The 26822-nt window shown below is 71.0% G+C and carries 26 protein-coding genes; 15 read left to right on the top strand and 11 right to left on the bottom strand.

From position 1 onward, the window contains the following. Positions 1 to 87: 87 nt before the first annotated feature. Positions 88 to 525 carry a hypothetical protein gene (locus BJ992_RS29930; protein ID WP_184986683.1) on the bottom strand — a complete coding sequence of 146 codons (438 nt, stop codon included), beginning with the start codon at positions 523 to 525 and terminating at the stop codon, positions 88 to 90. A gap of 152 nt (positions 526 to 677) precedes the next feature. Further along, entirely contained in the window at positions 678 to 1634 is a 957-nt protein-coding gene (locus BJ992_RS29935) for a glutathione S-transferase family protein (RefSeq protein WP_184986685.1), read from the bottom strand. A gap of 532 nt (positions 1635 to 2166) precedes the next feature. Here BJ992_RS29935 and BJ992_RS29940 point away from each other — a divergent pair. After that, entirely contained in the window at positions 2167 to 5367 is a 3201-nt protein-coding gene (locus tag BJ992_RS29940; RefSeq protein ID WP_184986687.1) for an LGFP repeat-containing protein, read from the top strand. A 106-nt stretch (positions 5368 to 5473) separates the two neighbouring features. Here the strand turns inward: BJ992_RS29940 and BJ992_RS29945 are convergent, their stop codons facing one another. The 3 genes from BJ992_RS29945 to BJ992_RS29955 all read right to left on the bottom strand — a co-directional run bounded on the left by BJ992_RS29945 (position 5474) and on the right by BJ992_RS29955 (position 10704). Continuing rightward, the gene (locus BJ992_RS29945; protein WP_184986689.1) at positions 5474 to 6526 is read right to left on the bottom strand and encodes a protein-tyrosine phosphatase family protein; all 1053 of its coding nucleotides are present in this window, start codon (positions 6524 to 6526) and stop codon (positions 5474 to 5476) included. 141 nt (positions 6527 to 6667) lie between these two features. After that, complete coding sequence (locus BJ992_RS34465) at positions 6668 to 9538, bottom strand: AAA family ATPase (RefSeq protein WP_184986690.1); 2871 nt, start codon at positions 9536 to 9538, stop codon at positions 6668 to 6670. Positions 9539 to 9696: 158 nt separating this feature from the next. After that, complete coding sequence (locus BJ992_RS29955; protein WP_184986691.1) at positions 9697 to 10704, bottom strand: FkbO/Hyg5 family chorismatase; 1008 nt, start codon at positions 10702 to 10704, stop codon at positions 9697 to 9699. Between the two features lie 286 nt (positions 10705 to 10990). On the opposite strand from BJ992_RS29955, the gene BJ992_RS29960 reads away from it, so the two are divergent. Beyond that, complete coding sequence (locus BJ992_RS29960) at positions 10991 to 11794, top strand: class I SAM-dependent methyltransferase (protein WP_184986692.1); 804 nt, start codon at positions 10991 to 10993, stop codon at positions 11792 to 11794. A 6-nt stretch (positions 11795 to 11800) separates the two neighbouring features. Here BJ992_RS29960 and BJ992_RS29965 read toward each other — a convergent pair whose 3' ends face one another. Continuing rightward, positions 11801 to 12283 (bottom strand): metallophosphoesterase family protein, encoded by a 483-nt coding sequence (locus tag BJ992_RS29965; protein ID WP_184986693.1) that lies wholly within the window; start codon positions 12281 to 12283, stop codon positions 11801 to 11803. Positions 12284 to 12397: 114 nt separating this feature from the next. Here BJ992_RS29965 and BJ992_RS29970 point away from each other — a divergent pair, with 114 nt between their 5' ends. The 3 genes from BJ992_RS29970 to BJ992_RS29980 are packed head-to-tail and all read left to right on the top strand — an operon-like array spanning position 12398 to position 13973. Further along, positions 12398 to 12994, top strand: coding sequence for a molybdopterin-dependent oxidoreductase (locus BJ992_RS29970; RefSeq protein ID WP_184986694.1), 597 nt, complete (start codon positions 12398 to 12400; stop codon positions 12992 to 12994). Further along, a complete protein-coding gene (locus BJ992_RS29975; RefSeq protein WP_184986695.1) occupies positions 12964 to 13707 on the top strand; it encodes an FAD-binding oxidoreductase in 744 nt (247 codons plus the stop codon). Before BJ992_RS29970 ends, BJ992_RS29975 begins: the two co-directional genes overlap by 31 nt. Then, a complete protein-coding gene (locus BJ992_RS29980; RefSeq protein WP_184986696.1) occupies positions 13704 to 13973 on the top strand; it encodes a DUF6510 family protein in 270 nt (89 codons plus the stop codon). The genes BJ992_RS29975 and BJ992_RS29980 overlap by 4 nt, the downstream gene beginning before the upstream one ends. Here the strand turns inward: BJ992_RS29980 and BJ992_RS29985 are convergent, their stop codons facing one another. Then, the gene (locus BJ992_RS29985; protein WP_221475040.1) at positions 13974 to 15056 is read right to left on the bottom strand and encodes a sulfite oxidase; all 1083 of its coding nucleotides are present in this window, start codon (positions 15054 to 15056) and stop codon (positions 13974 to 13976) included. A 36-nt stretch (positions 15057 to 15092) separates the two neighbouring features. Next, positions 15093 to 15782, bottom strand: a complete 690-nt coding sequence (locus BJ992_RS29990; protein WP_343072932.1) for a GntR family transcriptional regulator — start codon at positions 15780 to 15782, stop codon at positions 15093 to 15095. A 270-nt stretch (positions 15783 to 16052) separates the two neighbouring features. Here BJ992_RS29990 and BJ992_RS29995 point away from each other — a divergent pair, with 270 nt between their 5' ends. From BJ992_RS29995 to BJ992_RS30015, 5 genes are all read left to right on the top strand, one after another. Then, positions 16053 to 17327 (top strand): MFS transporter, encoded by a 1275-nt coding sequence (locus BJ992_RS29995; RefSeq protein ID WP_184986698.1) that lies wholly within the window; start codon positions 16053 to 16055, stop codon positions 17325 to 17327. A 45-nt stretch (positions 17328 to 17372) separates the two neighbouring features. Beyond that, positions 17373 to 18137: a LamB/YcsF family protein gene (locus BJ992_RS30000; protein WP_184989320.1), complete on the top strand. Its 765-nt coding sequence runs from the start codon at positions 17373 to 17375 to the stop codon at positions 18135 to 18137. Between the two features lie 94 nt (positions 18138 to 18231). After that, a complete protein-coding gene (locus BJ992_RS30005; protein ID WP_425503740.1) occupies positions 18232 to 18840 on the top strand; it encodes a 5-oxoprolinase subunit B family protein in 609 nt (202 codons plus the stop codon). Beyond that, a complete protein-coding gene (locus BJ992_RS30010; protein ID WP_184986700.1) occupies positions 18837 to 19721 on the top strand; it encodes a 5-oxoprolinase/urea amidolyase family protein in 885 nt (294 codons plus the stop codon). The genes BJ992_RS30005 and BJ992_RS30010 overlap by 4 nt, the downstream gene beginning before the upstream one ends. 31 nt (positions 19722 to 19752) lie before the next feature. Continuing rightward, the gene (locus BJ992_RS30015) at positions 19753 to 20547 is read left to right on the top strand and encodes a putative hydro-lyase (RefSeq protein WP_221475041.1); all 795 of its coding nucleotides are present in this window, start codon (positions 19753 to 19755) and stop codon (positions 20545 to 20547) included. Positions 20548 to 20571: 24 nt separating this feature from the next. Here the strand turns inward: BJ992_RS30015 and BJ992_RS30020 are convergent, their stop codons facing one another. After that, positions 20572 to 21396, bottom strand: a complete 825-nt coding sequence (locus BJ992_RS30020; protein WP_184986701.1) for an SGNH/GDSL hydrolase family protein — start codon at positions 21394 to 21396, stop codon at positions 20572 to 20574. Positions 21397 to 21559: 163 nt separating this feature from the next. On the opposite strand from BJ992_RS30020, the gene BJ992_RS34470 reads away from it, so the two are divergent. The 4 genes from BJ992_RS34470 to BJ992_RS30040 are packed head-to-tail and all read left to right on the top strand — an operon-like array spanning position 21560 to position 24571. Further along, the gene (locus BJ992_RS34470) at positions 21560 to 22336 is read left to right on the top strand and encodes a (2Fe-2S)-binding protein (protein ID WP_184986702.1); all 777 of its coding nucleotides are present in this window, start codon (positions 21560 to 21562) and stop codon (positions 22334 to 22336) included. After that, positions 22333 to 23244 (top strand): helical backbone metal receptor, encoded by a 912-nt coding sequence (locus tag BJ992_RS33475; RefSeq protein ID WP_184986703.1) that lies wholly within the window; start codon positions 22333 to 22335, stop codon positions 23242 to 23244. Before BJ992_RS34470 ends, BJ992_RS33475 begins: the two co-directional genes overlap by 4 nt. Positions 23245 to 23291: 47 nt before the next feature. After that, entirely contained in the window at positions 23292 to 24005 is a 714-nt protein-coding gene (locus BJ992_RS30035) for an MgtC/SapB family protein (protein ID WP_184986704.1), read from the top strand. 53 nt (positions 24006 to 24058) lie between these two features. Continuing rightward, on the top strand, positions 24059 to 24571 hold the full coding sequence (locus BJ992_RS30040; protein WP_184986706.1) for a DUF6789 family protein: 513 nt from the start codon (positions 24059 to 24061) through the stop codon (positions 24569 to 24571). 125 nt (positions 24572 to 24696) lie between these two features. Here the strand turns inward: BJ992_RS30040 and BJ992_RS30045 are convergent, their stop codons facing one another. Continuing rightward, the gene (locus tag BJ992_RS30045) at positions 24697 to 24954 is read right to left on the bottom strand and encodes a hypothetical protein (RefSeq protein ID WP_184986708.1); all 258 of its coding nucleotides are present in this window, start codon (positions 24952 to 24954) and stop codon (positions 24697 to 24699) included. 166 nt (positions 24955 to 25120) lie between these two features. Between BJ992_RS30045 and BJ992_RS30050 the strand changes: the two genes are divergently transcribed. Continuing rightward, positions 25121 to 25330, top strand: coding sequence for an EF-hand domain-containing protein (locus BJ992_RS30050; RefSeq protein ID WP_184986710.1), 210 nt, complete (start codon positions 25121 to 25123; stop codon positions 25328 to 25330). A 60-nt stretch (positions 25331 to 25390) separates the two neighbouring features. Here the strand turns inward: BJ992_RS30050 and BJ992_RS30055 are convergent, their stop codons facing one another. Beyond that, a complete protein-coding gene (locus BJ992_RS30055; protein ID WP_184986712.1) occupies positions 25391 to 26671 on the bottom strand; it encodes a hypothetical protein in 1281 nt (426 codons plus the stop codon). Positions 26672 to 26822: the final 151 nt, after the last annotated feature.

Here is a 26822-nt window from a genome sequence, read left to right on the forward strand (position 1 = left end):
CCGACGGCGTAAGGGTCGGCACGGCACGAGAAGGAAGGCTGGGAGTGTCATGTCGGCTGGTTATCGGGGTTGGGCCGGCGGGTTCTGTCAGTCGTTGTCGTAATACCAGGTGGTGCAGTATGACTGGGGGTAGTCGACGGGGCGGAAGCAGGCGCGCATCCAGTTGCCGACGTTCTTCAAGGTGTTGGAGTAGTTGCGGGTGAAGGGGCCGCACTGGGTCCAGGTGCTGCCGCCGTCGTAGCTGCGGTCCACCCAGGTCTGGTCGCCTGATTTGTAGCCGTAACTGAATGACGAGTACGAGTGATCGGACACCTGGTCGTTCGTCAGGTTCAGTTTCACCGCGCGTTCACTGGATTGGTACTGGTTGACGATCACGACCCTGCTGCGGACGTCGTAGGGGAACCAGCCGGTGTTGCTTGAGCCGCAGTTGGTGTCGGCGGCGGCCGGTGAGGCCGACATGAAAACAAGGGGAACGGACACGAGGCCGACGACGAGAGCGGACAAGGCGTGACTGATCCTGAACATGTGCGATCTCCTTACCGCGATCCGGCGGAATTTCCGCCACTCGCACCACTCCAACCTGTGGCGGCGGCGGGTGGAGATCGTTGCCTACGGGTGCTTGATGCTTGCCTGTCCGCGCATGTCTGGAAGCCGGTGGCAGCTTCGGCAGGACGGCGTCACCAGTCGAGGATCGGGCCCAGGGGGACGATGCGGGACGGGTTCAGGTTGGGGTGGGTCGTGTAGTAGTGGGTCTTGATGTGGGTGAAGTCGGTGGTGGTGTGGAAGGCGGGGATGGCGTAGAGGCGGCGGGTGTAGGGCCAGAGGTTCTTGTAGTCGGTGAGGCGGTGGAGGTTGGTCTTGAAGTGGGTGTGGTAGACGGTGTCGAAGCGGGCCAGGGTGACCCATAGGCGGATGTCGGCTTCGGTGAGGGATTCACCCAGGAGGTAGGGGGAGTCGGCGAGGCGGGTTTCCAGGGTGTCCAGGGTTTGGAAGAGGGTGGTCACGGCGTCGGCGTGGGCCTGTTGGGTGGTGGCGAAGCCGGCTCGGTAGACGCCGTTGTTGACGGTTCGGTAGATGAGGTCGTTCAGGAGGTCGATCTCGGGGCGGAGGGGTTCGGGGTAGAGGTCGAGATCCGAGGTGGACCATTCGTTGAATTCGGAGTTCAGGTCCAACGTGATGTCGGGAAAGTTGTTGCTGACTATCTGGTGGGTCTCGCGGTCCCACAGGACGGGGACGGAGACGTGGCGGTCGTAGCCGGGTTCGCTGGCCTCGTAGCCCTCGCGCAGGAGGCGGAAGCCGTTCACGGGGTCGGGGCCGTGGTTGTCGCCTTCGCGGAAGGCCCAGCCTCGGCCGTCGCGTACGGGGTCGACGGCGGACATCGTCACCACGTCTTCGAGGCCCTTCAGTGCGCGGACGATGACGGCGCGGTGGGCCCAGGGGCAGGCGTAGGAGACGTACAGGTGGTAGCGGCCGGGTTCGGCTTTGAAGCCGCTTGAGCCGTCGGCGGTTATGCGGCCTTGGAAGCTGTATTTGGGCCGGTTGAAGGCGCCGGTCCGGCTGGTGGAGGACTTGATGACGTAGTCGCCGTGGGTTTCGAAGTCCACGGGGGTCGCTACGGGGGTCGCGGTGCTCATCGAGGAGGCTCCTTCGGTGAGAGGCAGAGGTGGTGACTCCGGGCTCGCGTCGATGGTGGCCGAGAGCGGTCAGCGGGATGACGTCGGGTGCCGGAGGTTCGTCCTCCCTTCAGCTCTACACCATGGGACGGCGAGAGATTGAGTAGGGGGTTACTCATGAACCGGTCGGTCGCAGCGGTCCATCGTGAGACGGGAAGAGTTACGAGGCGGAGATCACTACGGGGATGTCGCATTGAGCAGGAGTTCGCGGCTGATCGCCGCTTCGTGCTTCTTCGTCTGTCTGGCTGTTGGTGTGGCGCCTGGCGCCACCGCGGCCGGGGCGATGGGGGTTCCAGCCGGGGTTCTTGCACGGGAGAGTACGGCCCCGGCTGGGCCGGCCGGTGGGGTGCAGGGCCGGAGAGGCGCCGGCGAGCCTCGGTGTGATGTCACACCTGCCGGGGTGTTCGCGAAGCGGTGGGAGGAGCTGGACGGGTGGCTCGGGCCGATGAGGTGCCCGAAGGAAGTGGCGGGGAGTGTGCCGGGGGGTGCGGTGATGCCGTTCGAGAACGGTCAGATGGCGCATTCGCCGGGGCAAGGTGCGGAGATGGTGGTGGCGGCCTATTCGCAGGACGACAACATCATCGTGAGCTGGGGGGTCACCGCGCCGTTCCACTATGACAAGTTCCTGGTGCGGTGGGATCGGGGGGATCTCAACATCGGTCAGGTGACGGTCGATTCGTATGTCGACAGGGATCGGGGGTTCTACGCCATTCCGGTGTCGGCGAAGGGACGGTACCGGGTCGTGGTGGAGGGGTGTGACGGCACCGTCGGGGGAAGCAGGTGCCGGCAGGGGTGGACGGTGCCGGTGTTCGTGGATCACGAGGCGCCGTTGCCGCGCGGGTTCTGTGAGAACGGGGTGCCTTCGGGGGCCATGGGGCAGCGATGGGCTTATGTCGGCGGCAGGGAAGGGCCGATGGGGTGTCCCGCGGGGGGTGCGCGGGAGGTCGCGGGTGGGGAGGCGATGTCGTTCGCGCATGGGGAGATCGTTCACTCGCCGGCGCAGGGGCCGGACATGGCGGTGGCGGTGTACCAGCAGGGGAGGACGTTGCACGCCGACTGGGGGGACACGCGGCCGTTCCACTACGACAGGTTCCTGGTGCGGTGGGATCTGGACGGACGGAACGTGGGCCAGACGGACATCGACGCGGACACGTACGCCAAGAGCTGGTCGGGGCACTGGAGCACGCCGGTCGGGAAGCCGGGACGGTACACGGTGATCGTGGAGGGGTGTGACGGGAGGACGCTGCGGTCGTCGTCGTGCAAGCAGAAGTGGACGGTGCCGGCGTCGGTGCAGGTGTCGTTCCCCGAGGTCGTGCCGCCGCAGGACTGTCCGATCCGGCCGGTGACGAAGCTGTTGCTCGACCGGTGGGTGATGACGGGGGCCAAGGCGGGGCCGCTCGGGTGTCCCACGGGGGACGAGCGGGAGGTGGCGGACGGCAGGTTCATGCCGTTCGAGCACGGCAGCGTCGTCACCAGTCCCCGGCAGGGGACGAACATGACGGTGGCGGCGTACCAGCGGGGGGTGGACGTGGTGGTGGAGTGGGGGGACGCCTATCCGTTCATGTACGACCATTTCCTGGTGCGGGTGAGCCGCGGCGGCCGGGACCTCGGTCAGGTGAAGGTCGACCCGGACGACGACGTCAAGGAGCGGTGGGGGACGCGGGTGTTCCGGCCGCGGCACTACGAGGACAAGGACGAGGACGACCCGATCGTGGACAGCGTCGGGATGTACTCGGTCGTCGTGGAGGGGTGCGACGGCGGGGGGCTCGGCAAGGACCCCTGCCTGCAGGGGTGGACGGTGCCGGCGCAGGTGCCGTACGTCGCCAAGGGGGACCTGGACTTCAGCGCGATACCGGTGCCGCGGACCGCGGCGGAGGCGTACGGCGTCTCACCGGTCCGCAGAGCCGGCGTGGAGCGGACCTACCTGGAGGAACGGGTGCGAATCGCGGCGGCGCACCTCGCGTGTCCCGCGCCGATGCCGCTGGAGGTCTACAACAACGAGGACGGGTTCGTCACCACGGCGCTCGCCAAGCTGTACCTGCACCACGACGAGGGTTTCAGCGACGCGCCGCGCCGCTGCGAAGGCATCAGGTTCACGCTGCGGACCGAGGTCAACAACGCGCTGCGGCTTCAGACGATCAAGAGCAACGCGGGGACCGAGTCGGGTTTCCCGTGCAAGCGTGAAGGCGAGTACGACGTGGCGCTGAAGGGCTACGTGCTCATGTACTACGCCTTCGAGCGCCTGCTCGACCCGGACGTGCGGTACCGCCTGCTGCACCTGCTCAACAAGCGCGGGCCGCACGACACCGACGACGACACCATCTGCGGTGTGCTGAACGTCGACGAGAGCGAGAACCACCGGCTGCTCATCGAGTCGTCCCGTTACCTCACCAACCAGCTCCTGGCCCGCACCGACAGCAGCGCGAGGTACGACAACGAACGCAACGGCATGAACACCTTCATGCTGAAGTGGCTGCAGAGCTTCCTCAGAGGCGACTTCATCGAGTACAACGCGCGTCCCTACCAGCGGTACAGCCTGGCCGCGATCCAGAACCTGTACGACCTGGCGGACGACAAGCGGGTCAGGCTGGCGGCCCAGATGGTGCTCGACTACGTCAGCGCCAAGTACGCGGTGTCGGCGAACGACGGCAGGCGCGACAGCCCGTTCCGCCGGCTGACGACCGACTGGCATCCCGACCTGTTCCACTCGCAGAGCGACGCGTTGCGTGACCGCATGCTGGCGTACTTCGGGCCGCCTGCCGTGCTGACCGAGCTGGACCCGCCGGGGTTCGTGCCGGCGTCGTCGGCCGGGGAGATCATGCTGGCCGGGATCAGCGGGTACCGGCCGCCTGACCTGATCGCGGACCTGGTGGTGAACCACGACCACAGGAACTTCTTCCAGCGGTTCTCGCACGCCGGCATCGAGGCCTACTCCGCCACGCCGGACTTCCTGATCACAGCGGGTGGCGCACACAGCCGGCCGGCGTACCGGGTGGTCGGCCGGGGCAGGAGTGTGGACACCGGCACGGTGGTGCCGACGACGCTGATGCCGACGGGTCACCTGGTGAGCACCGAGCAGATGATCCGCATCGCCACGTGGCTCAACAACGGCTGCGTCGCGCCGGGGTTCGCGTGCGGCGCGGGGGTCGTGATCCCCGAGAGTTACCTGCGGACGCCGGGCTGCTCGATCGTGCGGGGTCAGTGGGTGTTCGTGGACGCCGCCACGGCCGCCTGCACGGGAGGCGACCGGGGGTTCTACGTGGCCGCGCGGAAGGCCGCGAGCGACAAGGAGATCGCGTTCTTCGAGGCGGTGCCGAAAGCCGTGATCGCGGGGGTGCCGCTGGCGGACTTCGCGGCACGCACCCTGGAGCGCAACGAGAAGCGGACGTTCGGTCTCGCGGGTTCGCGGTACGCCAAGTGGGACGGCACCGAGGTGGTGTTCGCCAGGGACACCGGCAGCGCGCAGGTCACCTGGTGGAACCACTCGGTGGTGTCCACCGGCGTGCCGTCGATCGACAGGGTGCCGTGGTCGGCGCGCGTCGGCGGCACGGGGCCGCTGGCGGCCTGCACGATCGTCAACAGCCGGGGCCGCACCGGGTACGTCACCGTGGACAACCCGGCGCTCGGCACCCGGCTCACCCTGGACTTCACCAGAGCAATCGCTCCGGCGCGGACGGAGGGCCGCGGCCCGTGAGGCCCTCCGTCCGCGGGGCTTTCCGATGAGGCGTGTGCAGCCATGCCTCTCGGAACCCCGGTGAGCCCGGCCCCACCGCCGGGGACCCACCGGGGTGACCGCGGGGCTACCGGGGCTTGCCGTAGTCGATCGGCAGCGCCTGGAGCCGTTCCACGGGGATCTCGCTGAGCACGTAGTACTTCTCGGCGCCGTCGGGGACGAGGTCGTCGGGGTCGAACAGCTTGATGTAGGGGTCGACGCCGCCGTTGCGCGCCATCTCAAGGCGTGGGTCCTCGGCGTACGTGACCAGCGCGCCACCCTTGTCCGTCATGATCAGCCCGTACTCCTGCATGGCGCGCGCGATGGTGCGCGCGGCGGGGCTGGTAAGCGTGCTGACGTCGAACGCCGGGTCGAGGCGGAACCGCTGGCCCTCGCACGGGATGTCGGCGCCTTCGACGTAGCCGTCGTCGCGGGTGGCGGGCCAGGAGTGGCAGCCGGCGCGGGTGCGGACGGTCACGATGTTGAGCGCGTGGTCGATGTACCCGCGGCGCAGCTCGTCGATCCTGATGGTGAAGGCCCCCATCGGCAGGCCCGTGGCGGTGGCGCCGAGGGGGTTGTCGAAGATGCCGGGGTTGCGCGAGTAGTGCTCGATCTTGCCACCCCAGCAGGCCGACCAGTTGCCGTCGGCGTCCTTCTCGGCACGCCAGAAGTCCCAGTAGGTGTCGGTGGACGGCTGGTAGATGGTGACGGCCGCGTCGGTGCCGATCGAGGTGATCATGTCGGGTGGGGTCGGCACGGCGGCGAGGCTGCCGGCGATGACGGGGGCCAGGTGCGGCAGGTTCAGGCAGTCGGAGAACCGCCACCGCTTACGCGGGGTGTGCCGGTCCACCTGGTAGACGGGGGTCGAGTAGGTGTCGGTGTTGACGGCCCAGGTCTGCCAGTTGTTGTCCTTGTCGTACTTGATGTTGGCGACGACGGCCCTCGAGTTCGGGGCCAGGGGGACGTGGCGCGGCAGCTTGGTGTTCCACGGGCCGTTCCTGGCGAAGCCGTTGGCGGGCCTGCCGGGGTCGTGGCCGCCTTTGACCGGCGTGGAGGCGCCGTACGCCGCCGGGGGGCCGCCGGCCAGGGCCAGCGCGCCGGCCGCGAGCACGGAGATCACGTACCTCACGCCTTTTCGCATGACGGACCGTGCCTTCCTGTGGGGGTTCCGAGGTGGCGCGCGCCAGCGTAGATCGCCGGTTCCCTCGCGTGCTTCGGGGTCGGTCCCGTGACATTCCGGCCGGCCACCCTGGGATCGCGCGGCCACCACCCCGGGAGGAGGTCAGGTGCCGTCGGCGACGACCCGGCGCAGGTCGGCCCGGGTGGGGACGTCGAGCCTGCGGAACACGTTGGTGAGGTGGAACTCGATCGTCTTGCGGCTCAGCACCATGCGTTCGGCGATCTCACGGTTGGACAGGCCTTCGCAGACCAGCGCGACCACGGCGCGTTCGGCGGGGGTGAGCGTGCCGAGCGCCGCCGGAGGGCCGTCCAGGCTGAGGCCGGCGCGTTCGGCGGCCTGCCGGGTGCGCGCGGCGTACGCGGCGGCCCCCATTGCGGTGAAGCGGTGGTACGCGGCGCGCAGCGCGCGTTCGGCCGCGGCGCGCCGGCCTGAGGCGTCGAGGTAGCCCCCCATGAGCAGGTCGAGCCTGGCCTCCTCCAGCCGCAGACCGGCGGCGCGGGCCAGGGGGACGGCGCGGTGGCAGTGCCGTACGGCCTCGGCGAGGTCGCCGGACGCGGCGGCGATCTGCGCGCGTACCCGCGCCACGCACACCTGCACCGACAGCCGTCCCGGCGGCATGGGCCGGCGCAGGAACTCCTCCAGCGCCTCGCACGCCTCGGTGGGCCGGCCGAGCAGGGAGAGCGCGTCGGCGCGCAGCGGGCCGAGCAGGTGGGTGCCGGGTTCGGGGGACGGGTACTCGGGTGGCAGGTCCTCGGCGGCGGCGAGCAGGCGGGTCGCGTCGTCGCGTGCCTGCGCGAGCGCCGCCTCGGCCGCGGCGGCGTACGTCAGGCCGGCGGCGGTGCCGACGTGGCGGGCCCAGCGCGCGGACTGCGCGGCGTGCGCCTCGGCGCGTTCCCACGACGCCTGCGCGGCGAGGGGGTAGGCCGCCAGCGCGTGCACCATGGCGTAGTCCCAGACGCGGTCGTACTCCTCGGCGTCGCCGACCGCCGGTTCGGCGTGCAGCACGGAGTCGCCGAGCGCACCCATGCGGTACTCGGTCTCGGCGAGGAAACCGAGTGCCTGGCCGACGCGCAGCGGCTCGCCGCGCGCGGCGCGCTCCACGGCGGCGCCGAGGTCGTCACGCGCGCCTGGCAGGTCGTCGGACCATAATCGGATCACGCCGCGCGCCACGAGGCCTTCGAGGCCGGACGGCGCGCCGGGTGCGTCGGCGCGGGTGAGCGCGGCGAGCGCGCGGGGGGCCTGGCCGGACAGCGCGAGCCCGACGCATTCGGCGAACCAGCCGAACGCCGCGACCCAGGGTTCCCGCGCGGCGGCGACGGCGACCGCGCCGTACTCGATCATCTCCGACGGCACGGCGGCGAGCACCGCCATGATCGCGAGCTGGGTCGCCACCCGGGCCTCCAGGTCGGGGGGCCGTTCCCGCTCGGCCGGTCCTCCGTCCTCCAGGTCGGTAATCCGTCCTTGCTCGGCCGGTCCTCCGTCCTCCAGGTCGGCCGGTCCGCCGTCCCTGACGGCCGCGAGCGACCGCTTCAGCAGGCGCCGCGCGTCGGCCATGCGGCCGTTCAGCAGGTGCTGGTAGCCGGACACGTAGTCGGGCCAGGCGCCGGGCCCGAGTGCGGACACCTCGGCCTGGTACTCGCGCGCGGTGGCGGCGTCCCCCGCCACCAGCAGCGCCTCGACGGTGGTGAGCAGCCGTGGCACGCGCTCGGGGCCCGCCGGGGTGAGGTCCAGGGCCTGGCGCAGGTGGACGGCGGCGAGCGCGGGACGGCCACGTGCGCGCTGCACGTGTGCCTCGTGTTCGACGTCGGCGGCGAGGCCGGGGTCGGTGCCGTCGGCGGCGGCGATGCGGTGCCAGATCGCGGCGGGACCGCCGACGAGCGGCACGGCACGCCGGTGCAGGCCGCGCCGGACCGCCATGTCCAGGTCGTGGTAGGCGAGGCCGCGCACCAGGGTGCCGGTGAACGCCAGCTCGTGGCCCGCCGAACCCGGCACCTCCACGAGGAGCCCCGCGCCGATCGCCTCCACGGCGGCCGCGGTGAGGTCGCCGTGTCCGGTCATCTCACGGACCCTGGCGAGGCCGAACCGGCGGCCGAGCACCGCGCCGGCCGCGACCAGTTCCCGGGTGGCCGGGCCGCAGGCCGCCAGCCTGGCGCGTACGGCGGCGGCCACGCCGCGCGGCGCGGGCAGCGGGCCGTGGCCGAAGACGATGGAGCGCATCGGCACCTCGTCGAGCAGGTGCCGCACATGCAGCGGGTTGCCGCCGGTGTGGTCGTGCAGCCGTGCCGCGCCTGCGGGGGACAGCCGGGGATGGCCGCACGCCGCGGCCAGCCGTACCAGGTCGGCGGCGTCCAGGCCGTCGAGCCGCAGCCTGGTGCCGCGACCGGTGTCGAGCAGCCGCCGCCATCCGTCGCCGATGTCGCGGGACGGCCCCCGGGTGAGCGCGCGGGACAGTTCACCGGGGGTCTGGTGGACCAGGACGAGCAGGACCATCGCGTCGGCGAGCCGCCGGGCCGCGAGCCGCAGCGCGGTCATGGACTGCTGGTCACCCCAGTGCGCGTCGTCGACCACCAGCACGAGCGGACCACGCGCGCGCAGTTCCAGTGCGAGGGACCGCGCGACCAGCCACGGGTCGGCGTCCGCCGGTTCCGGCACCCGGGGGTCGCGGTGCTCATCGAGGGGGCTCCTTCGATGAGAGGCGGGTGGCCCGAGGCTCTGGGTGATCTGGGTGAGCAGCGACCACGGCAGGCGGACCTCGTCCTCGTCGGCGTCGGCCCACAGGACGGCGTGCGGCGCGGCCCGTTCGAGGAACCGCCGCACCAGGGTGGTCTTGCCGATGCCGGGGTCGCCTTCGACGCCGACGACACGTGGCGCACCGGCGAGTGCCGCGTCCCAGGCGGCGTGGAGCGCACCGAGCTCACGTTCCCGTCCGGCGAAGCCGCCGACGTCCGTTCTCCAGCCCGCGCCGCCGCTCACGCGCGCCTCTCTTCTCTCGCCTCACCGGTGGCTCGACGGTCGCCGCCTACTGTGACGGCCGCAGGCGGATACAGACGGTCTCGATGGAGTATGTCGCCTTTCCGGTGACTTTGGGGTCAACCTTGGGGTCACGAGACGAGAAGAGGCAAGAGGTGCGGTCAGGCGGCGCGGACCATCGGGGCCACGGCCTCGATCTCCACGAGCAGGTCGTCGCGGCAGATGTCGACGTTCACGTACGCCACGCCGGGGCCGAAAGCCTCCTCGCATATTCTTCTCGCCACCGGGATATCGGCCTTGTGCTTGACGTAGACCTTCACGCCGTCCAGGTCGCGCAGCGACAGATCGGCGTCTATTCCGTATCTGAGAAGGTTCTCGCGGCCCACGAGAACGGCGATGTTCTCCAGTGTGGTCGTCGTCTGCCGTGCCATGTCGCCGATGTGCACGGTCTCGCTGCCGACGATGCTCGCGGTGCCTGAGACGAACAGCCGTCCCGTGCCGCCGGGTTCGGCGAGATAGGTCGCTCTGGCGAAACTCGGGGCCCGCACGCCGTACTTCGGCGGGTAGCGGTAGGCGGGGGTCTGGCGGGGGTTCTCTATGTGGACGGGACGGGTGGTGCGGGTGGCGAGCATGTAGAAGGCCACCCCGCCGCCGTGGCTGCCGACGCAGGTCGCGGCGGGGAGCATCTCGGCCGGCACGCCGCCGCGCTCGAACGCCATGGCGCGGCCCTGGCAGAACCGGCCGTACACGTCGCCGCCGCGGCCGTCGGGCTCGTTGATGCGGTGCACCATGTTCCACATGCGCGCCAGATGCGGGTAGCCGAGGAGCCTGACCACCTCGAACGCGGCGAGGTAGGCCTCCTCGGTGGCGGTGAGCAGGTCGGAGTCCTCACCGGCGCGGCCGCACAGGAACAGGTGCTCGCCGTCGCACGCGTACGCGAGGCCCCGGTGCTGGCCGGTGACCACGCTCGCGCCGGCCCGCCACACCTCGGCGAACGGCGGCATGTCCTCGTCACCCATCGGCATCGCCATGAACGGGTGGCCGTCCCGGACGATCGGCCCCGCGACGCGGTCGCAGTACTCGACCGCGCCGAGCACCCCGCCGTCGCGCACGCCGGCCGGCGGCTCCAACCGGCATTCGAGATCCGCCACAGAGAACGCACTGATCATGATGGCTCCATCCGGGAAGACGCGGATCTCAAGCATCGGCCTGGAACGGCGGCGGGATCATCTTCCAGAATGCGGGTGCGCACGACTTCGCCTCATATTCGGATAAACAGTTATCCGAGGTGTCATGCGGCCGTAACAGAACGGTGAGAATACCGGAATACCGGCGCTTCCTATTTCCGTGTCCGCAGCCGGTCAAACGGCTTTCTCGAAGAAGATGAGGCGCGGTGATTTCGCGAGTCTTGCATGAGGCACCGAGGAAAACCCACCTAGCCGAAGGTCTCAAGTCATGACGCAGCAGATCGTGGAGCGGTACGGCGACCACATCTTCAACCACGCCGCCGCCTCCGAGGACGAGCGCCTCGGCGCGCTGGCCGCCGAGCTCGACCCCGTGACGTTCCGCCGGCTCGGCTCCCTGCCGATGCAGCGCGACTGGCGCTGCCTGGAACTCGGCGCCGGCACGGGAAGCGTCGCCAGGTGGATGGCGGCCCGCTGCCCCGAAGGCGGGGTCGTCGCCACCGACCTGGACCTCGAACTGGTGCGCCGCAACGACGGCGACGCCGGGGTCACCTGGACCCACCACGACCTGACGCGCGACGAGTTCCCCCCTGGCTCGTTCGACCTGATCCACGCCAGGTACCTGTTCTGCCACCTGCGCAGCCGCGACACCGACCTCGCCAGGGTCATGCGGTGGCTGACCCCCGGCGGGTGGCTGGTGCTGGAGGAGCCGGCGCGGTTCCCCATCGACGCCTCACCCGACCACGCCTACCGCACGACCGGCATGGGGGTGTTCGCGGCGCTCGAGGAACGCATCGGCACCGACTGCGACTGGCCGCGTGACCTGGAAGGTCACCTGAGCCGGGCCGGGTTCACCGAGCTGGACTCCGATGTGGCGTACTCGCTCGCGGGTGGCGGACGGCCCATGGGCCGGTTCTGGGAGCTGACCGTGGAGCAGCTCGCGCCGGTGCTGTGCGAGATGGACGGCATCACCCCCGACATGGTGGCCGACACGCTGGTGCGGCTGCGCGACCCGGGTTTCCGCGAGCCCGGCATGGCGACGGTCGGCGTCATCGGCCGCAGGCCGGTGAGCTGAGCTTCTTCAGGTGACCGGGACGATACGCGCGGCGAGCAGGCGGCCGTCCGCCACGTCGAGCAGGCCGACGGTGCCGTGCGGCTGGCGGCGGCGGTCGGTCGGCGAGCCGGGGTTGAAGATGCGCAGGCCCTGCTCCTCGTGGTCGAGCGGGATGTGCGAGTGGCCGAACACCACCAGGTCCGCGTCAGGGAAACGGCGGCGCAGGCGCGTCCAGCGGCCGGCCGCCGGGCCGCTGTCGTGGATCATCGCGACCCGCAGGCCGCCGAGATCCAGCTCCAGCGTCTCGGGGGCCGTCACGTCCGGGCCGTCGTTGTTGCCTTTGACGGCCCGCACCGGAGCGTAGGCCGCCAGCTCGTCCAGCACGGCGGCCGTGCATATGTCGCCGGCGTGCAGGATCAGGTCGGCGCCGCGCAGGTGCTCGGCCACGGCCGGCGGACAGGACTTCCAGCGGCGCGGGCCATGGGTGTCGGAGATCGCCACGATCCTCATGCCGCCCCTCCTTTTCCGTCTCCCCTACCCGGCCCGTAACAATGGTGTCCTAGCCTTGGGGCTCTGGCGCCGTCGTCCGGCGCGGTGCGACCAGTGAACAGGACGGTGATCGCCGTGAGCGTGATCTCGCGCGGCTTTCGCGGACGAGGCAGACCCGACGCCAACCTCCCGCCGGGACAGTACCTGACCAGGGACTTCCCTGTGCTGTCCGCCGGGCCGACACCCCGGGTCGACCCGGACCGGTGGACGTTCACCCTCACCACCGAGTCAGGCGAGCGGCGCGAGTGGAGCTGGGACGAGTTCCGCGCGCTGCCGTCGGAGACGTTCACCGTGGACCTGCACTGTGTGACCAAGTGGTCCAAGCTCGGCACCACCTGGGAAGGCGTGCCGGTCGAGGCGCTGCTCGACGAGGTCGACACCGCCGCCGACTTCGCGCTCGCGCACTCCTACGGCGGGTACACGACCAACGTCCCCGTCGAGGATCTCGTGGACGGCAAGGCGTGGGTGGCCTACCGCTACGACGGCGAGGAACTGGACCCCGAGCACGGTGGCCCGGCCCGGCTGCTCATTCCTCACCTCTACCTGTGGAAGAGCGCCAAGTGGGTGAACGGCATCCGGCTCACCGACGAGGACGAGCCGGGGTTCTGGGAGAGCGTCGGCTACCACAACTACGGTGACCCGTGGCGCGAGCAGCGGTACTGGGGCGACTGACCTGGCGGGCCGCCACGGTGGCGGCCGTCAGGCAGGAGAACGCCACGGCGCGCACCCTCGTGCTGGACGTCCCCGGCTGGCAGGGTCACGTGCCGGGCCAGCACGTGGACGTCCGGCTCACCGCGCCGGACGGGTACTCGGCGCAGCGCAGCTACTCCATCGCCTCGGCGCCTGGCACGGGACGGCTGGAGCTGACGGTGCAGCGGGTCGACGACGGCGAGGTGTCGTCGTACCTCGTGGACGTCGCCGAACCCGGTGACGTGTTCGAGCTGCGCGGACCGGTCGGCGGGTACTTCACCTGGCAGGCGGCCGGTTCGCCGCCGGTGCTGCTGATCGGCGGCGGGTCCGGCGTGGTGCCGCTGATGTCGATGATCAGAGCGCGCGCCGCCGCCGGCGACGGGCTCGCTCCGTTCCGGCTGGTGTACTCGACGCGCACCCCCGCCACGTTGCTGTACGGCGACGAACTGGCCGCCGCGACCGGTGTGGAGATCGTCCTCGCCTACACCCGCGAGGCGCCGCCGGGCTCGGCCCGGCCGCCGAGCCGGGTGGACGCCACGCTGCTCGGCGGATGGGGGCCCGAGCGCATGCCGCTGTGCTACGTCTGCGGGCCCACGGGGTTCGTCGAGGCCGTGGCGGACCTTCTGGTCGACCAGGGACATCCGGCCGGCCGCATCAGGACCGAACGTTTCGGACCCACCGGAGGAGCATCATGACCGACCCACGTGTCGACGGCAACGAGCTCGCCGGGCCGCTGCGCGAGGTCTTCGCCGTGGACATCACGGCCGCGCGCTGCCGCTGCGCGGGATGCGGCGGCACAGGGGTGCTCGCCGAGCTGCAGGTGTACGACCGGGCCCCGGGGCTCGTGGGCCGGTGTCCGCACTGCACGGCCGTGGTGCTGCGCCTGGTGCGCGGGCCCGGCCGGGCCTGGCTGGACCTCAGCGGCCTGTCGTACGTCGAGTGCGCCATCCCCGAGAGCTGATCAGGCGCCGCAGGCGACGGTGACCCGGTGCCAGGAGGTGTTCACGTAGCCCTTGGGGTTCCACACCGTGTGCGGGTCCTCGGGCTGAGTGGCGGCGGCGTCGTCCCAGGCGCGCGCCGCGATGACGGTCTCGCCTTCCGGCAGGTCGGCGGTGACGTGCCAGAGCCGCCAGGCCCACGGGCCGGATGCGGCGCGGAGCGTGGCCGGCCGCCAGTCGTGTCCGCCGTCCAGCGAGATCTCGACCCTGGCGACCGCGCGACCGTCGCCGTTGAAGGCGTACCCGGTGATCTCCGTGGGGCCTGGAGGGACGCGCGCGCCGTCGACGGGGCTGAGGATCGCCGAGTTCAGCGGGACGGGACCGAGTGGGATGCCGGCGAGGTCGTCCACGGCGGCGCCGGCCGGCAGCAGGCGGTACGCGACGGCCTGGTAGTAGTTGTCGGACGGGGTGAGGCGCGCGGTGACGTGCGTGAGCCACTTGACGCTGCGCGCGCCGATCCAGCCCGGCACGACGACCCGCAGCGGCGCACCGTGTACCGGCGTCAGCGGTTCGCCGTTCATGGCCCAGGCAAGCAGCACCTCATCGGCGACGGCTTTGTGAATCGGGATCGAGCCGCCGAACGGCTGCGGAGGCGTCGTGTCGCCGGAGACGTCCGCGCCTTGGAAGGCGATGTGCGCGGCCTGCGGCCTCAACCCCGCGCGAGCGAGGACGTCCTTCAGCGCGACGCCGGTCCAGGACGCCGTGGACGTGGCGCCGGGGCCCCACGGCTCCTCACCGGCGAGGTCGCACACGGTGAGCAACCCGGCGCGGCGGTTGCCGGCGCACTGGAGGGTCGCCACCATGGTCCGCTCGTGGAAGCCGGTGCGCAGGTCCTCCAGGGTGATGAACAGCGGCCGGTCCACGAGTCCGTCCACAGTGAGCCGCCAGATGACCGGGTCGATGTCCGGGATCGGGCCGTGGTCACGCACATAGAACGTGTCGAGGGGGGTGATCAGATGGCCGGCCAGCGCGGACGGTGGCGGCTCGGCGTTGTACGGATGCGTGCTGTGCACGCACATGTCGTCGCGCTTCCCCCACTCCCCCACCCCACGGGGATGCCCGGCGACCTGTGTGGCGACACCTCAGGCGTACGACCCCAGCAGAGTGCTCTCGGCGTCGTCGAGGTAGCGGACCAGCGCTTCGAGGGCCTTGGCCGTGTCGCGGGCCTCCACGAAGGCGAGGATCTCGCGGTTGAGCGGCAGGTAACGGCCGTGGAAGCCCTGGGGGTCGGTCACCGCGAGGAACCCCAGGCGCAGCTCGGCCAGCACCTGTGAGATCAGCTCCGACATCCTCGGGCTCCCCATGATGTCGACGATCGCCTGGTGGAACGCCATGTTGGCTGTGCCGACGTCCCCCCAGCGGCCCTCGGCCGCCGCCTCGCCGCCGGTGGCGACCGCCGCGCGCAGGCCGGCCAGCCCTTCCTCGGCGACGGAGCCGGCGTCCCTGAGCGCCGCGCATTCGGCGACGCGGCGGACGCGGTAGAGGTCGCGCACGTCGGCGGCGGTGAGAGCGCGGACGAAGACGCCGCGGTTGAGCTTGTGCACGAGCAGACGCTCGTGGGACAGCAGCCGGAACGCCTCGCGCAGCGTGTTGCGCGACACGTCGAGCGCGCCGGCGATGACGTCCTCGGCGAGGCGCGTGTCCGGCGGGAACAGGCCCTCGGTGATGCGCCTGCGCAGGATGGCGGCGGTCCGCTCGGCGGAGCTGCTGCCTCGCAGCAGCCCGCGGTCCTGCACGAGGAGCTCGGCGGCCTCCGCCACACCATCAACCACGACCGGGTGGCCTTTCACTCGACTGCCGTACGGCATCAGAAGGCCAGCTCAGCGGCCCTCGGTCCCGGCATCGTAGCACCTTGTGTCCGCCGATCCGCATGTCGGATCCGAGTATCACCTTCTCATCCTTCACGAGAATTCGACTACGAGAGTATTGTCAGATTGTTGAACGATCCTCTACCGTTTGCCTTGAGACCCCGCCGGGGTCCGGGAGACGCCGGGGAACCCGACAGCCGTCTCCGATCGGGCACACGGCAATCGAGGTGTGACATGACGACATCGAGCACGCCGCAACACGCCACCACCGAGGACCGGGGACCCCGGGCCTTCGCCTGGTACACCACGCTCGGCACGGACGGCCGCCGCGCCTTCAAAGGAGCGTTCCTCGGGTACAGCCTGGACTCCTACGACTTCTGGGTCCTCCCCCTCGGCCTGGCCGCCATCGCGGCGACCTTCGGCCTCGGCACCGGCGAGACCGGCCTCCTCGCCACCGCGACACTGGTCTGCTCCGCGATCGGCGGCATCGCCGCCGGGGTGCTCGCGGACCGCGTCGGCCGGGCCATCACCCTGATGATCACGGTGGTCACGTACGCGGTCTTCACCGCCTTATGCGGGCTGGCGCCGGACTACCCGACCCTGCTGATCTTTCGCGCGCTGCAGGGCATCGGGTTCGGTGGCGAGTGGGCCGCCGGGGCCGTCCTCGTCGCCGAGTACGCCGCCGCGCGGCACCGGGGACGTACGCTCGCCGTCATCCAGAGCTCCTGGGCCGTCGGCTGGGGCCTCGCGGTCGTGGCCTACGCGGTGGTGTTCGAACTGGCCGGCCCCGACGTCGCGTGGCGGGTGCTGTTCTTCTCCGGCGCGCTGCCGGCGCTGCTCGCCATCTGGGTGCGGCGCAACGTCACCGACGCGCCGGCGCACGCCGAACGGCGCAGGCGGGACGGACACGGCTCACTGCTCGGGATCTTCGCAGGCGGGCTCGGCAAGACCACGTTCTTCGCGACGCTCCTCGCCACGGGGGTGCAGGGTGGGTACTACACGCTGGCCACGTGGGTGCCGACGTACCTGAAGACCGAGCGGGGGCTGACGGTGATCGGGACCGGCGGCTACCTGGCCTTCCTGATCACCGGCGCATTCGCGGGCTATCTGACCGGCGGGTACTTCACCGACCGGATCGGACGCAAGGCGACGTTCGCGGTGTTCGCGGTGCTCAGCGGAAGCCTGATCGTGCTGTACACCTCGCTTCCCGAGTCCGCCGGCACGTACGTGATGATCCTCGGGTTCCCGCTCGGGTTCTGCTCGTCGGCGATCTTCTCCGGGTTCGGCGCGTACCTCGCGGAGCTGTACCCGGGGCACATCAGAGGGACCGGGCAAGGGTTCACGTACAACCTGGGGCGGGGGCTCGGAGCGTTCTTCCCCGCCGTCATCGGGTACCTCGCGACGACCTATAGCGTGGGTGGCGCCATGGCGTTCGGCGCCTCGGCGTACGGGCTCGCGGTGGCCGCGCTCCTGTGGCTGCCGGAGACCCGCGCACGCGACCTCTCCTGAACCGCGACGACACATTCGACGGAGACGACGGTGCATGAACCGACCTTGAGCATCGACCTCAACTCCGACCTCGGAGAAGGGTTCGGACGCTGGGAACTGGGTGACGACGACGCGTTGCTGTCCATCGTCACCAGCGCCAACGTGGCCTGCGGGTTCCACGCCGGCGACCCCTCCATCATGCGGAGGGTGTGCCGGACCGCCGTGGAACGCGGCGTCGCGATCGGCGCGCAGGTCGGGTACCGGGACCTCGCGGGGTTCGGACGGCGCTTCATCGAGGTGCCGCCTGACATCCTGGCCGACGAGATCGTGTACCAGATCGGCGCGCTCGACGCCTTCGCCAGGCTCGCCGGGTCCCAGGTGGCGTACGTCAAACCGCACGGCGCGCTGTACAACGCGATCGTCCACCACGAGGACCACGCAGGCGCCGTCGTCGCCGCCGTCCGCGCCTACGACCCCGCACTGCCGGTCCTCGGCCTGCCGGGGTCGGTGTGGCTGCGGCTGGCCTCCGAAGCCGGCCTCACCACGGTCGCCGAGTGCTTCGCCGACCGGGCCTACACCCCTGAAGGCACCCTCGTGCCACGCTCGCACCCCGGAGCGGTCCTGCACGACCCCGAGGAGATCGCACGCCGCACCGTCCAGATGGCACGCGGCGAGCCGATCAAGGCCGTGGACGGGTCGCTCCTGGTGGTCCGCGCGCGATCGGTCTGCGTCCACGGCGACAGCCCCGGCGCGGTCGAGACGGCCCGCGCCGTACGGGAGACCCTCGTCGCGCACGGGGTGACCCCCGCGCCGTTCGTGGAGCCGAGATGAGCACCGTTCGCGGCGGCCGGATGACGACCCGCCGGTCCGGGATCGTCTCCGGGGGCCGCGTGACGGCCCGCCGGTCCGGGGGTGCGCGATGACGGTGCGGGTGCGGCGGTTCGGGGACGGTGCGCTGCTGGTGGAGCTCGGCGGGGTGGAGGAGGTCGTCGCGCTGTACGACACACTCGCCGCCGCGCCGCCGCAGGGGGTCACCGACCTGGTTCCCGCCGCGCGCACACTGCTCGTCCGGTTCGACGGCGTCCGGCCGGAGACGGTGGAGGCCGCCGTCCTGGCCGTACGGCCGCGCACCGGACGGCGTGCCGTGAGCGGCGAGGTGACGATCCCCGTGGTGTACGACGGCGCCGACCTCGCGGAGGTGTCCGGCCTGACCGGTCTCACCACCCGTGAGGTGATCGCCGCGCACACCGGCACCCCCTGGATCGTCGCCTTCTGCGGCTTCTCCCCCGGCTTCGGCTACCTGACCGGCGGCGACCCCCGCCTCGACGTCCCCCGCCGTCCCGAGTCCCGCGTCCGCGTCCCCCCCGGCTCGGTGGCCCTGGCCGCCGGATTCAGCGCCGTCTACCCCCGGGAGTCCCCCGGCGGCTGGCGCCTCCTCGGCCACACGACCCTCCAGATCTGGGACCTCACCGCCTCACCGCCGGCCCTCCTCCGTCCCGGCACGCGTGTCCACTTCACCGAGGCCGGGCCGTGACCGATCGCAGAGTTCTCGAAGTGCTCGCTCCTGGGCCGATGACCACGGTGCAGGACCTCGGCCGGCCCGGGCTCGCGCACCTCGGGGTGGGACGGTCCGGCGCCGCCGACCGGGAGGCGTTGCGGCTGGCCAACCGGCTGCTCGCCAACCCCGAAGGCGCGGCCGGGCTCGAGGTGACGATGGGAGGGCTGGTCGTGCGGTCCCACTGCCATCTGCTGGTGGCGCTCACCGGCGCGCCGAGCCCGGCGTCGCTCACGACCGCCGAGGGCCGTACCCGGGGTGTCGGCCACAGCGCGGTGGAGTGCCTGCCGCCGGGCTCGGTGCTCCGGCTCGGCCATCCGCCGTACGGCCTGCGCACCTACCTCGCCGTCCGTGGTGGCCTCGCCGTGGCGGAGGTCCTCGGGTCCCGCTCCACCGACACCATGGCCGGCCTCGGCCCACCCCGTCCCACCACCGGCACCCTGCTCCCCGTGGGCCCGCCTCCGGCCGCGTTCCCCCTGATCGACCTGGCCCCCGTCCCCCGTCCGCCGTCCGGCGAGACGATCCTGGAGGTCCTCCCCGGCCCGCGACACGACTGGTTCTCCCCCGAGGCCCTCGACTCCCTCTGCTCGGCCCCGTACGAGGTCACCACCCAAAGCGACCGCATCGGCATGCGCCTGCGCGGCCCCCACCTGGCCAGAGCCAACCCCGGCGAACTCCCCACCGAAGGCATGGTCCCCGGAGCCCTCCAGGTCCCCCCCTCCGGTCAGCCGACCTTGTTCCTCGCCGACCACCCCGTGACCGGCGGCTACCCGGTGATCGCCGTGGTCCGCACCTCCCACGTGGACCGCGCCGCACAGGCCCGGCCCGGCGACCACATCCGTTTCCGGATCGGCCGCTGAACGCGCCGGTCCCCCGCGAAAGGACGATCACATGGGTACGACGGTCACGGATCCGGCGGCGTTGACGCCTCGGGAAGCGCGGAGCCTGTTCAGGGGTGGGCTGATCACCCCTACGGCGGGGTGGTCGGCCGGGTGGACGCAGGCCAATCTGCTGGTGTTGCCGCGGGAGATGGCGCTGGAGTTCATGGTGTTCGCGCAGCGGAACGCCCGGGCCTGTCCGGTGCTGGACGTCGCGCTCGCGGGGGAGGTGGCGGCTTCGATCTTCGACGGGGATCTGCGGACGGATCTGCCTGCCTACCGGGTCTACCGGGACGGGGAGCCGGTGGCGGAGGTGGGTGAGGTGCGGGAGTACTGGCGGGACGACCTGGTGAGTTTTCTCATCGGGTGCAGTTTCACGTTCGAGGGGGCCTTGCTGGAGGCGGGGGTGCCGGTGCGGCACATCGAGGCGGGGACGAATGTGCCGATGTACCTGACGAATCGGGAGTGCGCGCCGGCGGGGAGGTTCGCCGGGCCGTTGGTGGTGTCGATGCGGCCGGTGCCGGCCCGGCAGGTGGGTGACGCGGTGCGGGTGACGGCGCGGTATCCGGCGGTGCACGGTGCGCCGGTGCATGTGGGGGATCCGGCGGGGCTCGGGATCACCGATCTCGACCGGCCCGACTTCGGCGAGCCGGTCGAGATCCGTGCGGGTGAGACGCCGGTGTTCTGGGCCTGTGGTGTGACGCCTCAGGCCGCGGTCATGAGGTCGCGGCCGGCGTTCGCGATCGGTCACGCACCCGGCCACATGGCGGTGACGGACGCTCGCGACAGCGCGTACCTCGTGCCGTGACGGTGTCCTCGCGGTCCTGCCGTCTCACCAGCCGAAGCCGGCGGGGTAGGTGACGTCGGCGAGCATGCGCTGGCCGGTGGTGTTGGGGTGGAAGTAGTCCCAGGTGCTCAGGTGGGACAGAGCGAAGGGGTAGCCGAAGACGGCGCCGCCGTCGTACCGGCAGTTGGCGTGTTCGGCGCAGACCCCGGACAGGACGGTGTTGTAGTCGGCCACGCGCTGGCGTACGCGGTCGCGGCGCTGGGTGTCGGACGGGTCGGTGGAGCGGGGCCGGGCCAGCATGGACTGGCAGATGCTGAGGAGGGACCAGGCGGTGCGTGCGGAGGAGTTGTCCTTGCCGACCTCCCACAGGCGCTTGATGTCGGGGATGCTGGCCACGAAGATCGCGGCATCCGGCAGGCCGGCGCTGAGGATGTCCATCGCGGCACGGAAGCGGGACTCGAAGTCGCCGACGGACGTCATGCCGCTCTCCGAGGAGGCGCAGGCGTCGTTGGCGCCGATCAGGATGGTGACGTAGCCGACCCCCTGGGAGACGGCCTTCTGCGCCTGGCCGGCCATGTCCGACACCGTCGCGCCGGACTTGGCGTCGTTGTACGTGAGCAGGGACGAGTTGACCTCCCTGATGCGTTCGGCGTGGCTGCGGACGCTCGAACTGGAGCCGGTGGACCAGGAACGGGACGTGCAGTCGACGTAGAAGCCGCAGGCGTTGAAGCCGCGGGTGATGGAGTCACCCATGGACGCCATCGAGCTCGGGACGGGTGGGGCCTGTGCGAACGCCACGGAAGGGACGAACGCGACGGCCAGGGAGGAGATGACTGCTGCGAGGAGAACGAGGGTGCGGCGGATGTGCAAGCGAGCCTCCAGGGACGTTCCCCCGATCGCCGATACTGCGCATACTGTCGGCCCGCTTGACTCTTTTGACAAGCGCACATTACTAGTTACTTACCTGTGAGTAACAAAGCTGCTCTCAGGAACCCGGCGGAGCCACGCGAGCCGTCCCAGGCATCATGGAGACGTGACCGCATCCGACGACCACGCGCGAACCGCGCGGAGCGAGGAGATCGCCGAGGCGCTGGCCGAGGTGTCGGGGTTCGGGCCGTACTTCGCCGTCACCACGGAGGACGAACCGGGTCCCGGGTGGCGGCCTCTCGACGGACTGGCCGCCGACGAGGCGGGACTGCGGGAATGGATCGCGGGGTACGGACGGCGGCTCGGCACGGGTGAGAGCCGGGTGGCGGGATCGATCCTGTACCAGGGGCTCGCCGCGCGCCTGTGGTCCCCTGTCGTCGGGACGGCCGTCGCGTACGGCCTGGTGCCGGTCGCCTCGGGGTTGCGATGGCGACCGGCCGCCACGGGGCCGCTTCCGCTGTGGTCGCCGCCTTCGGCGCGGTGGCGGCAGGAGGCGCCGGCCGGGCTCGCGGCGGCGGTGTACCGCGCGGTGATGGCCGACGTGCTCACGCCGCTGGCCGAGACCGTCGGACGGCTCACCAGGGTCGCTCCGGGCCTGCTGCGCGGCAACGCGTCGGCGGCGCTCGCCGGCGTGCTCAAGACCGTGCCGTCCGCACTGGCGGGCCGCGCGAGCGCGCTGGTCGCGGACGTGATCGCGCTCGGGGAGCTGCACGGCACCGGTGAGGTCGCCGAGCCGGCGCCTGGCGCGTACTTCTTCGTCAGGCGAAGCTGCTGCCTGTACTACCGGGTCCCCGGCGGGGGGCTGTGCGAGGACTGCGTGCTGCTGCCGCAGGAGCGACGCGAGCTCATCTGGGGCCGCGCCACGAGGAGGACGACGCGATGACGGCCGTACGTGACGACCTCGGGCTGCCTGTGGAGCTGCCGCGTGAGGTACGGCGGGTCGTGTCGCTGGTGCCGTCGCTGACGGAGTCGGTGGCGGCCACCGCGCCTGAGCTGCTCGTGGGGGTCACCGACTGGTGTTCACACCCCGCCGGTCTCGACGTGCCACGGGTGCGCGGCACCAAGAACCCGGATCTCGCGGCCGTCACGGCGCTGCGGCCCGACCTGGTGCTCGCCAACGAGGAGGAGAACCGCGTGCCGGACCTCGACGCGCTACGGGCCGCGGGGGTGCCGGTCTGGGTCACGGTCGTCCGTACCGTCGACGGCGCGATCGCCTCGCTGCGCCGCATGATCGGCACGGCCCTGTCCCGTCCGGACCCGGCGTGGCTGACGGCCGCCGCGCGAGCCTGGGCCGAGCCCTCTCCGGCCGCGGAAGGTCAAGCGGCCGTGGAAGGTCGCGGGGATGGGGAAGGTCGCGTGGTCGCGAAAGATCGCGGGATCTCGGAAGATCGCGGGATCTCGGAAGATCGCGGGATCTCGGAAGGTCGCGGGATCTCGGAAGGTCGCGTGGTCGCGGAACGTCGCGCGGTCGTCCCCGTGTGGCGCAAGCCGTGGATGGTCGCGGGCCGTGACACCTTCGCCGGTGACGTGCTGCTGCGCCTCGGCGTGCGCAACATCTACGCCGGTCATCCGGAGCGTTACCCGAAGATCGCTTTGGCTGAACTGCTGGCGTCCGCTCCGGATCTGGTCGTGCTACCTGACGAGCCGTACCGGTTCACCCGTGACGACGGTCCCGGTTTCTTCCCCGGCGTCCCCGCCGCACTGGTCAGCGGCCGGTATCTGACCTGGTACGGCCCGTCCCTGGCCGAGGCCCCCGCCGTGCTGTCGGAGGCGCTGCGCCTGGCGCGCTGACCTGTCACGTTCTGTCATCATGGTCATTTTCGTTCTACCCTGAATCGATGACGGCCGCGTACGGGCTGATGAACGGGCAGGTCTGGGCTCAGCTCGCCTGCCTGGGCCTGGCGTTCCTGCTGTCGGCGGCCATCGGGCTGGAACGTGAGATCCGGCAGAAGTCGGCGGGGCTGCGCACGCACACGCTGGTGGGGTTCGCGTCCGCGCTCTTCATGATCGTGTCGAAGTACGGCTTCTACGACGTGCTCGGCGAGCACATCACCCTGGACCCGTCCCGGGTCGCGGCCCAGGTCGTGTCCGGCATCGGTTTCCTCGGCGCCGGGCTGATCTTCGTACGGCGGGACGCCGTGAAGGGGCTCACCACGGCCGCGGCGGTGTGGCTGACCGCGGCGGTCGGCATGGCGGCCGGCGCGGGCCTGTGGCTGCCGGCCGTGGCCGTGACCGTGGGGCACTTCGTCGCGATGACGCTGCTCACGCCGCTCGCGGACCGCCTGCCGCGCTCCAAGTACGCGCCTTCGCATCTGCGGCTCATCTACGTGGACCGGCCCGGTGCGCTGCGTGAAGTGCTTGAGGAGTGCACGCGCCGGGGGTTCACCGTGGCCGAGCTGGAGGCGGAACATCCCGCGCACCGGCAGCGCGCGCTCAGCATCTTCCTGCGCATGACCGTGCGGGGTGGCGGAAAGGTCACCGAGCTGGTCACCGCGTTGTCGGGGCTGGACAGCGTGCTGAACGTCGTGGCCGAGGACGAGCACCTGTCGTGAGCCTTGGGGAGACCGGCGGTTTCCCGTGGGGAATGCCAGGGCAGTATGCGGCAATGATCCGCGATGCTATGCAAGGAGCCCTCAGTGGAGTGCTCGCCACGGCCGTGATGAGCGCCGCGATGGTCGCGGGTGAACGTGCGGGCCTGATGAAAGGCGGCCAGCCGCCGAGGCGCATCGTCCGCGCCGTCCTGCCGGGCCACGACCGCCGGCCGAAGGCAGGCGAGGGCCTGCTCGGCGCGGTCGCGCACGTCGGCTTCGGCGCCACGGCCGGTGCGCTGTTCAGCCTGCTGGCCGACCGGCGGCACGCGCGCCTGCCGACCGGTGTCGTGTACGGCCTGGCGATCTGGGGGGTCAGCTACCAGGGCTGGGTGCCGAAGCTCGGTGTCGTGCCGCCGATCCACCGCGACAGGCCGGAGCGGCAGGCCGTGATGGCCGCCGCGCACGTGGTGTACGGCGCCACGCTGGTCGCGGGCCTGAACCGCCTGCGTGCCGGCACGCTCCCCACGGCCCCCGAGCCGGAGGAGGAGCCCGCGATCCCGGCCGGGGAGACCCTGACCGCGCATTGAGCCGAGCCGCGTCCCGTTCTCAGGTGCAGGACCCCAGGCGTCCCGTTCTCAGGTCGTGGTCGAGCGGTCCCCGAGCGGCGTCCCTTTCTCGGATCCTGGTCGGGTGATCCCCGAGCAGAGGCGGGTCAGACCTGCTCAAGCCGCTCACGGAGCGTTTCCCTGCGGGCTTCCAGGGTCCCCACGATCCCTTCCTGCTCCTCGGCCATGGTGATCAGCGCGGCCATCTCCACCGCGTCGGTCGGCGCGTCGGAGCGGTCGCCGATGCGTTCGCGCAGCTCTCTGGCCGACTCCCGGAGCCGTTCCAGGTCCTCGTCGACCTCGCGCAGCTTCTCGCGCAGTTCGTCCTCACTGTAGGTGGCGTTCGTCCCGGTTTCCCCGGCCATCGGCTCTCCCCTCCTCGCGATCGATCCCCTACGGCGCACATACCCCCTTACCGGGGACTAACCCTGGGTTCACCGGTCACTGAGCCAGAAAGAGCGTCGTTAAAAGCCGATATGTAGGGATAAGGAACCGCTATCGTGCTGGCGAACGATGAACCTAGGAGTGGCAATGAGCGAGTACGCGGTGACCTTCGATCTGATCGACGCCGACAAGGACGGGCTCATCTCCGCCGAGGAACTGCTGCGTCTGATGGAGGTGCTCGGCCAGCCGGTCACCGCCGAGGCCGCCGAGGCCGCGGTGGAACGGCTCGACATGGACGGGGACGGTCTGATCTCGCTCGACGAGTTCTCCCGCTACCTGAGCGCCACCGGCGCCTGAGGTTCCCCCTTGATATGACGAACCCGCCCGGCACCGCCGGGCGGGTTCGCCGCGTCCTGGTCAGCCGGTGACGTAGATCTGGCTGAACACCTCGGACAGCTTCTCCACGTCCTGCGTGACACCGACCGCGGGGGCCGCCGGGTCGAAGATCGTGGACAACCGCCGCTGCAGCGGCTCCAGCTTGTCGAGCTGCTGCCACGCCGGGGTCGCGGCCAGCTTCGCGCCGAGCACGCTGTACGTGCCACCCTTGCCGTCCTGCCAGCGGGTCCACAGGTTGACGGTGGCCGCGCCGTCCTTCAGCGGCGACGCGACCCGGTCCTGCGCGACCGCCGCGGCCTGCTCGGCGGTCAGCGGAGCGTCGGCCTTGCCGGCGAGGCTCGCGTCCTCGGCGCCGATCATCGCCAGCGTGTCCCACGCCAGCGCCTTGACCTTGGTCCACTGGTTGCGCTGCGCCTCGGCCAGCCCGATCTTCCAGTCGGCGTACGACCCGCCGAGCAGCCCGCTGTCCAGCACGAGCTGGTCCACCGACCCGGAGGTCAGCAGCGGCTCGATGTTCTCGGCGGTGAGCAGCGGGAACCGCTTCTTCATCTCCGCCGAGCACAGCTCGTTGGCGCCGCAGCCGAACTCCGGCACCACGGTGTGCACGCCGAGCTTCTTGCCAGGCGCCACCTGGTGCAGCGCCGCGGCGGCGGCCGTCACGAACGACCGCATCTCCTCAGGCGTCTTCACCGCGCCGTTGTACCCGAGCTGCGAGCTGAACCGGATGCCGACCACTCCGGGCTGCGCCGCGAGGGCCCCGACCCGCTTGGCGGCGGCGGCCAGTGCCGCGCTCCCCGCCGCGTAGTCGTCCACCAGCTCGGTGTCCACCCACACCCGCATGCCCTTGGCCGTCGCCGCGGCGATCGCCTGACCGGCGGCCGTACGCGCGGCGGCGGCGACCTCCTCCGGCGTCACCGAGCACGTCTCCCCGGCGGTCGGACAGGCCGGCGGCGTGTCGTCCTCGACGTACCCCTCAGGCGCGGGGTCGCCTTCGTCGTGCGCCTGGCCGTCACCCTCGCCTTCGGCGCTGCACGTCTCGACGGTGCAGTCGATCCACCCGACCGGGTACTCGGTGGCCTCCTTGAGCTTGGCCCCGTCGTCCTTGGCCCAGAACCGCACGATGTCGAGCGCTTCCTTCGGGGTCGGCGCCATCCAGAAGCACTGCGGGTCGGTCTCCTTGGCCCCGTTGGTGACGTTCTTGCAGTCACCGTCGCCGTCGTCGGAGAACGCCGTAGCGGCCGGCACACCCACCGCGAGCACGGTGAGTGCGGCACCCATGGCGAAGGCTCTCCTGATGCGCATCAAGCGTCTCCTCGTACGGCAGTGTCGTGATTAAGCAGTGATCGTCCGAATCGAGCGTAACGACTGTATCGGCCGTTTCTTTACTCGGCCAGAGACTCACAGGGATTCCTCACCGACACGGCCCGCCGAGTTCACCCACCACACCACTCAC

Source organism: Sphaerisporangium rubeum, assembly GCF_014207705.1.
Classification (GTDB): Bacteria; Actinomycetota; Actinomycetes; order Streptosporangiales; family Streptosporangiaceae; genus Sphaerisporangium; species Sphaerisporangium rubeum.

Coding starts and splice junctions, on each gene's coding strand:
- BJ992_RS29955 (WP_184986691.1), bottom strand. CDS start 10,704: ATGATCAGTGCGTTCTCTGTGGCGGATCTCGAATGCCGGTTGGAGCCG.
- BJ992_RS30045 (WP_184986708.1), bottom strand. CDS start 24,954: ATGGCCGGGGAAACCGGGACGAACGCCACCTACAGTGAGGACGAACTG.
- BJ992_RS29945 (WP_184986689.1), bottom strand. CDS start 6,526: ATGCGAAAAGGCGTGAGGTACGTGATCTCCGTGCTCGCGGCCGGCGCG.
- BJ992_RS33475 (WP_184986703.1), top strand. CDS start 22,333: ATGACGGCCGTACGTGACGACCTCGGGCTGCCTGTGGAGCTGCCGCGT.
- BJ992_RS29930 (WP_184986683.1), bottom strand. CDS start 525: ATGTTCAGGATCAGTCACGCCTTGTCCGCTCTCGTCGTCGGCCTCGTG.
- BJ992_RS30050 (WP_184986710.1), top strand. CDS start 25,121: ATGAGCGAGTACGCGGTGACCTTCGATCTGATCGACGCCGACAAGGAC.
- BJ992_RS29935 (WP_184986685.1), bottom strand. CDS start 1,634: ATGAGCACCGCGACCCCCGTAGCGACCCCCGTGGACTTCGAAACCCAC.
- BJ992_RS30015 (WP_221475041.1), top strand. CDS start 19,753: ATGGGTACGACGGTCACGGATCCGGCGGCGTTGACGCCTCGGGAAGCG.
- BJ992_RS30040 (WP_184986706.1), top strand. CDS start 24,059: ATGATCCGCGATGCTATGCAAGGAGCCCTCAGTGGAGTGCTCGCCACG.
- BJ992_RS30035 (WP_184986704.1), top strand. CDS start 23,292: ATGACGGCCGCGTACGGGCTGATGAACGGGCAGGTCTGGGCTCAGCTC.
- BJ992_RS29965 (WP_184986693.1), bottom strand. CDS start 12,283: ATGAGGATCGTGGCGATCTCCGACACCCATGGCCCGCGCCGCTGGAAG.
- BJ992_RS29995 (WP_184986698.1), top strand. CDS start 16,053: ATGACGACATCGAGCACGCCGCAACACGCCACCACCGAGGACCGGGGA.
- BJ992_RS29980 (WP_184986696.1), top strand. CDS start 13,704: ATGACCGACCCACGTGTCGACGGCAACGAGCTCGCCGGGCCGCTGCGC.
- BJ992_RS29940 (WP_184986687.1), top strand. CDS start 2,167: ATGCCGTTCGAGAACGGTCAGATGGCGCATTCGCCGGGGCAAGGTGCG.
- BJ992_RS29960 (WP_184986692.1), top strand. CDS start 10,991: ATGACGCAGCAGATCGTGGAGCGGTACGGCGACCACATCTTCAACCAC.
- BJ992_RS30055 (WP_184986712.1), bottom strand. CDS start 26,671: ATGCGCATCAGGAGAGCCTTCGCCATGGGTGCCGCACTCACCGTGCTC.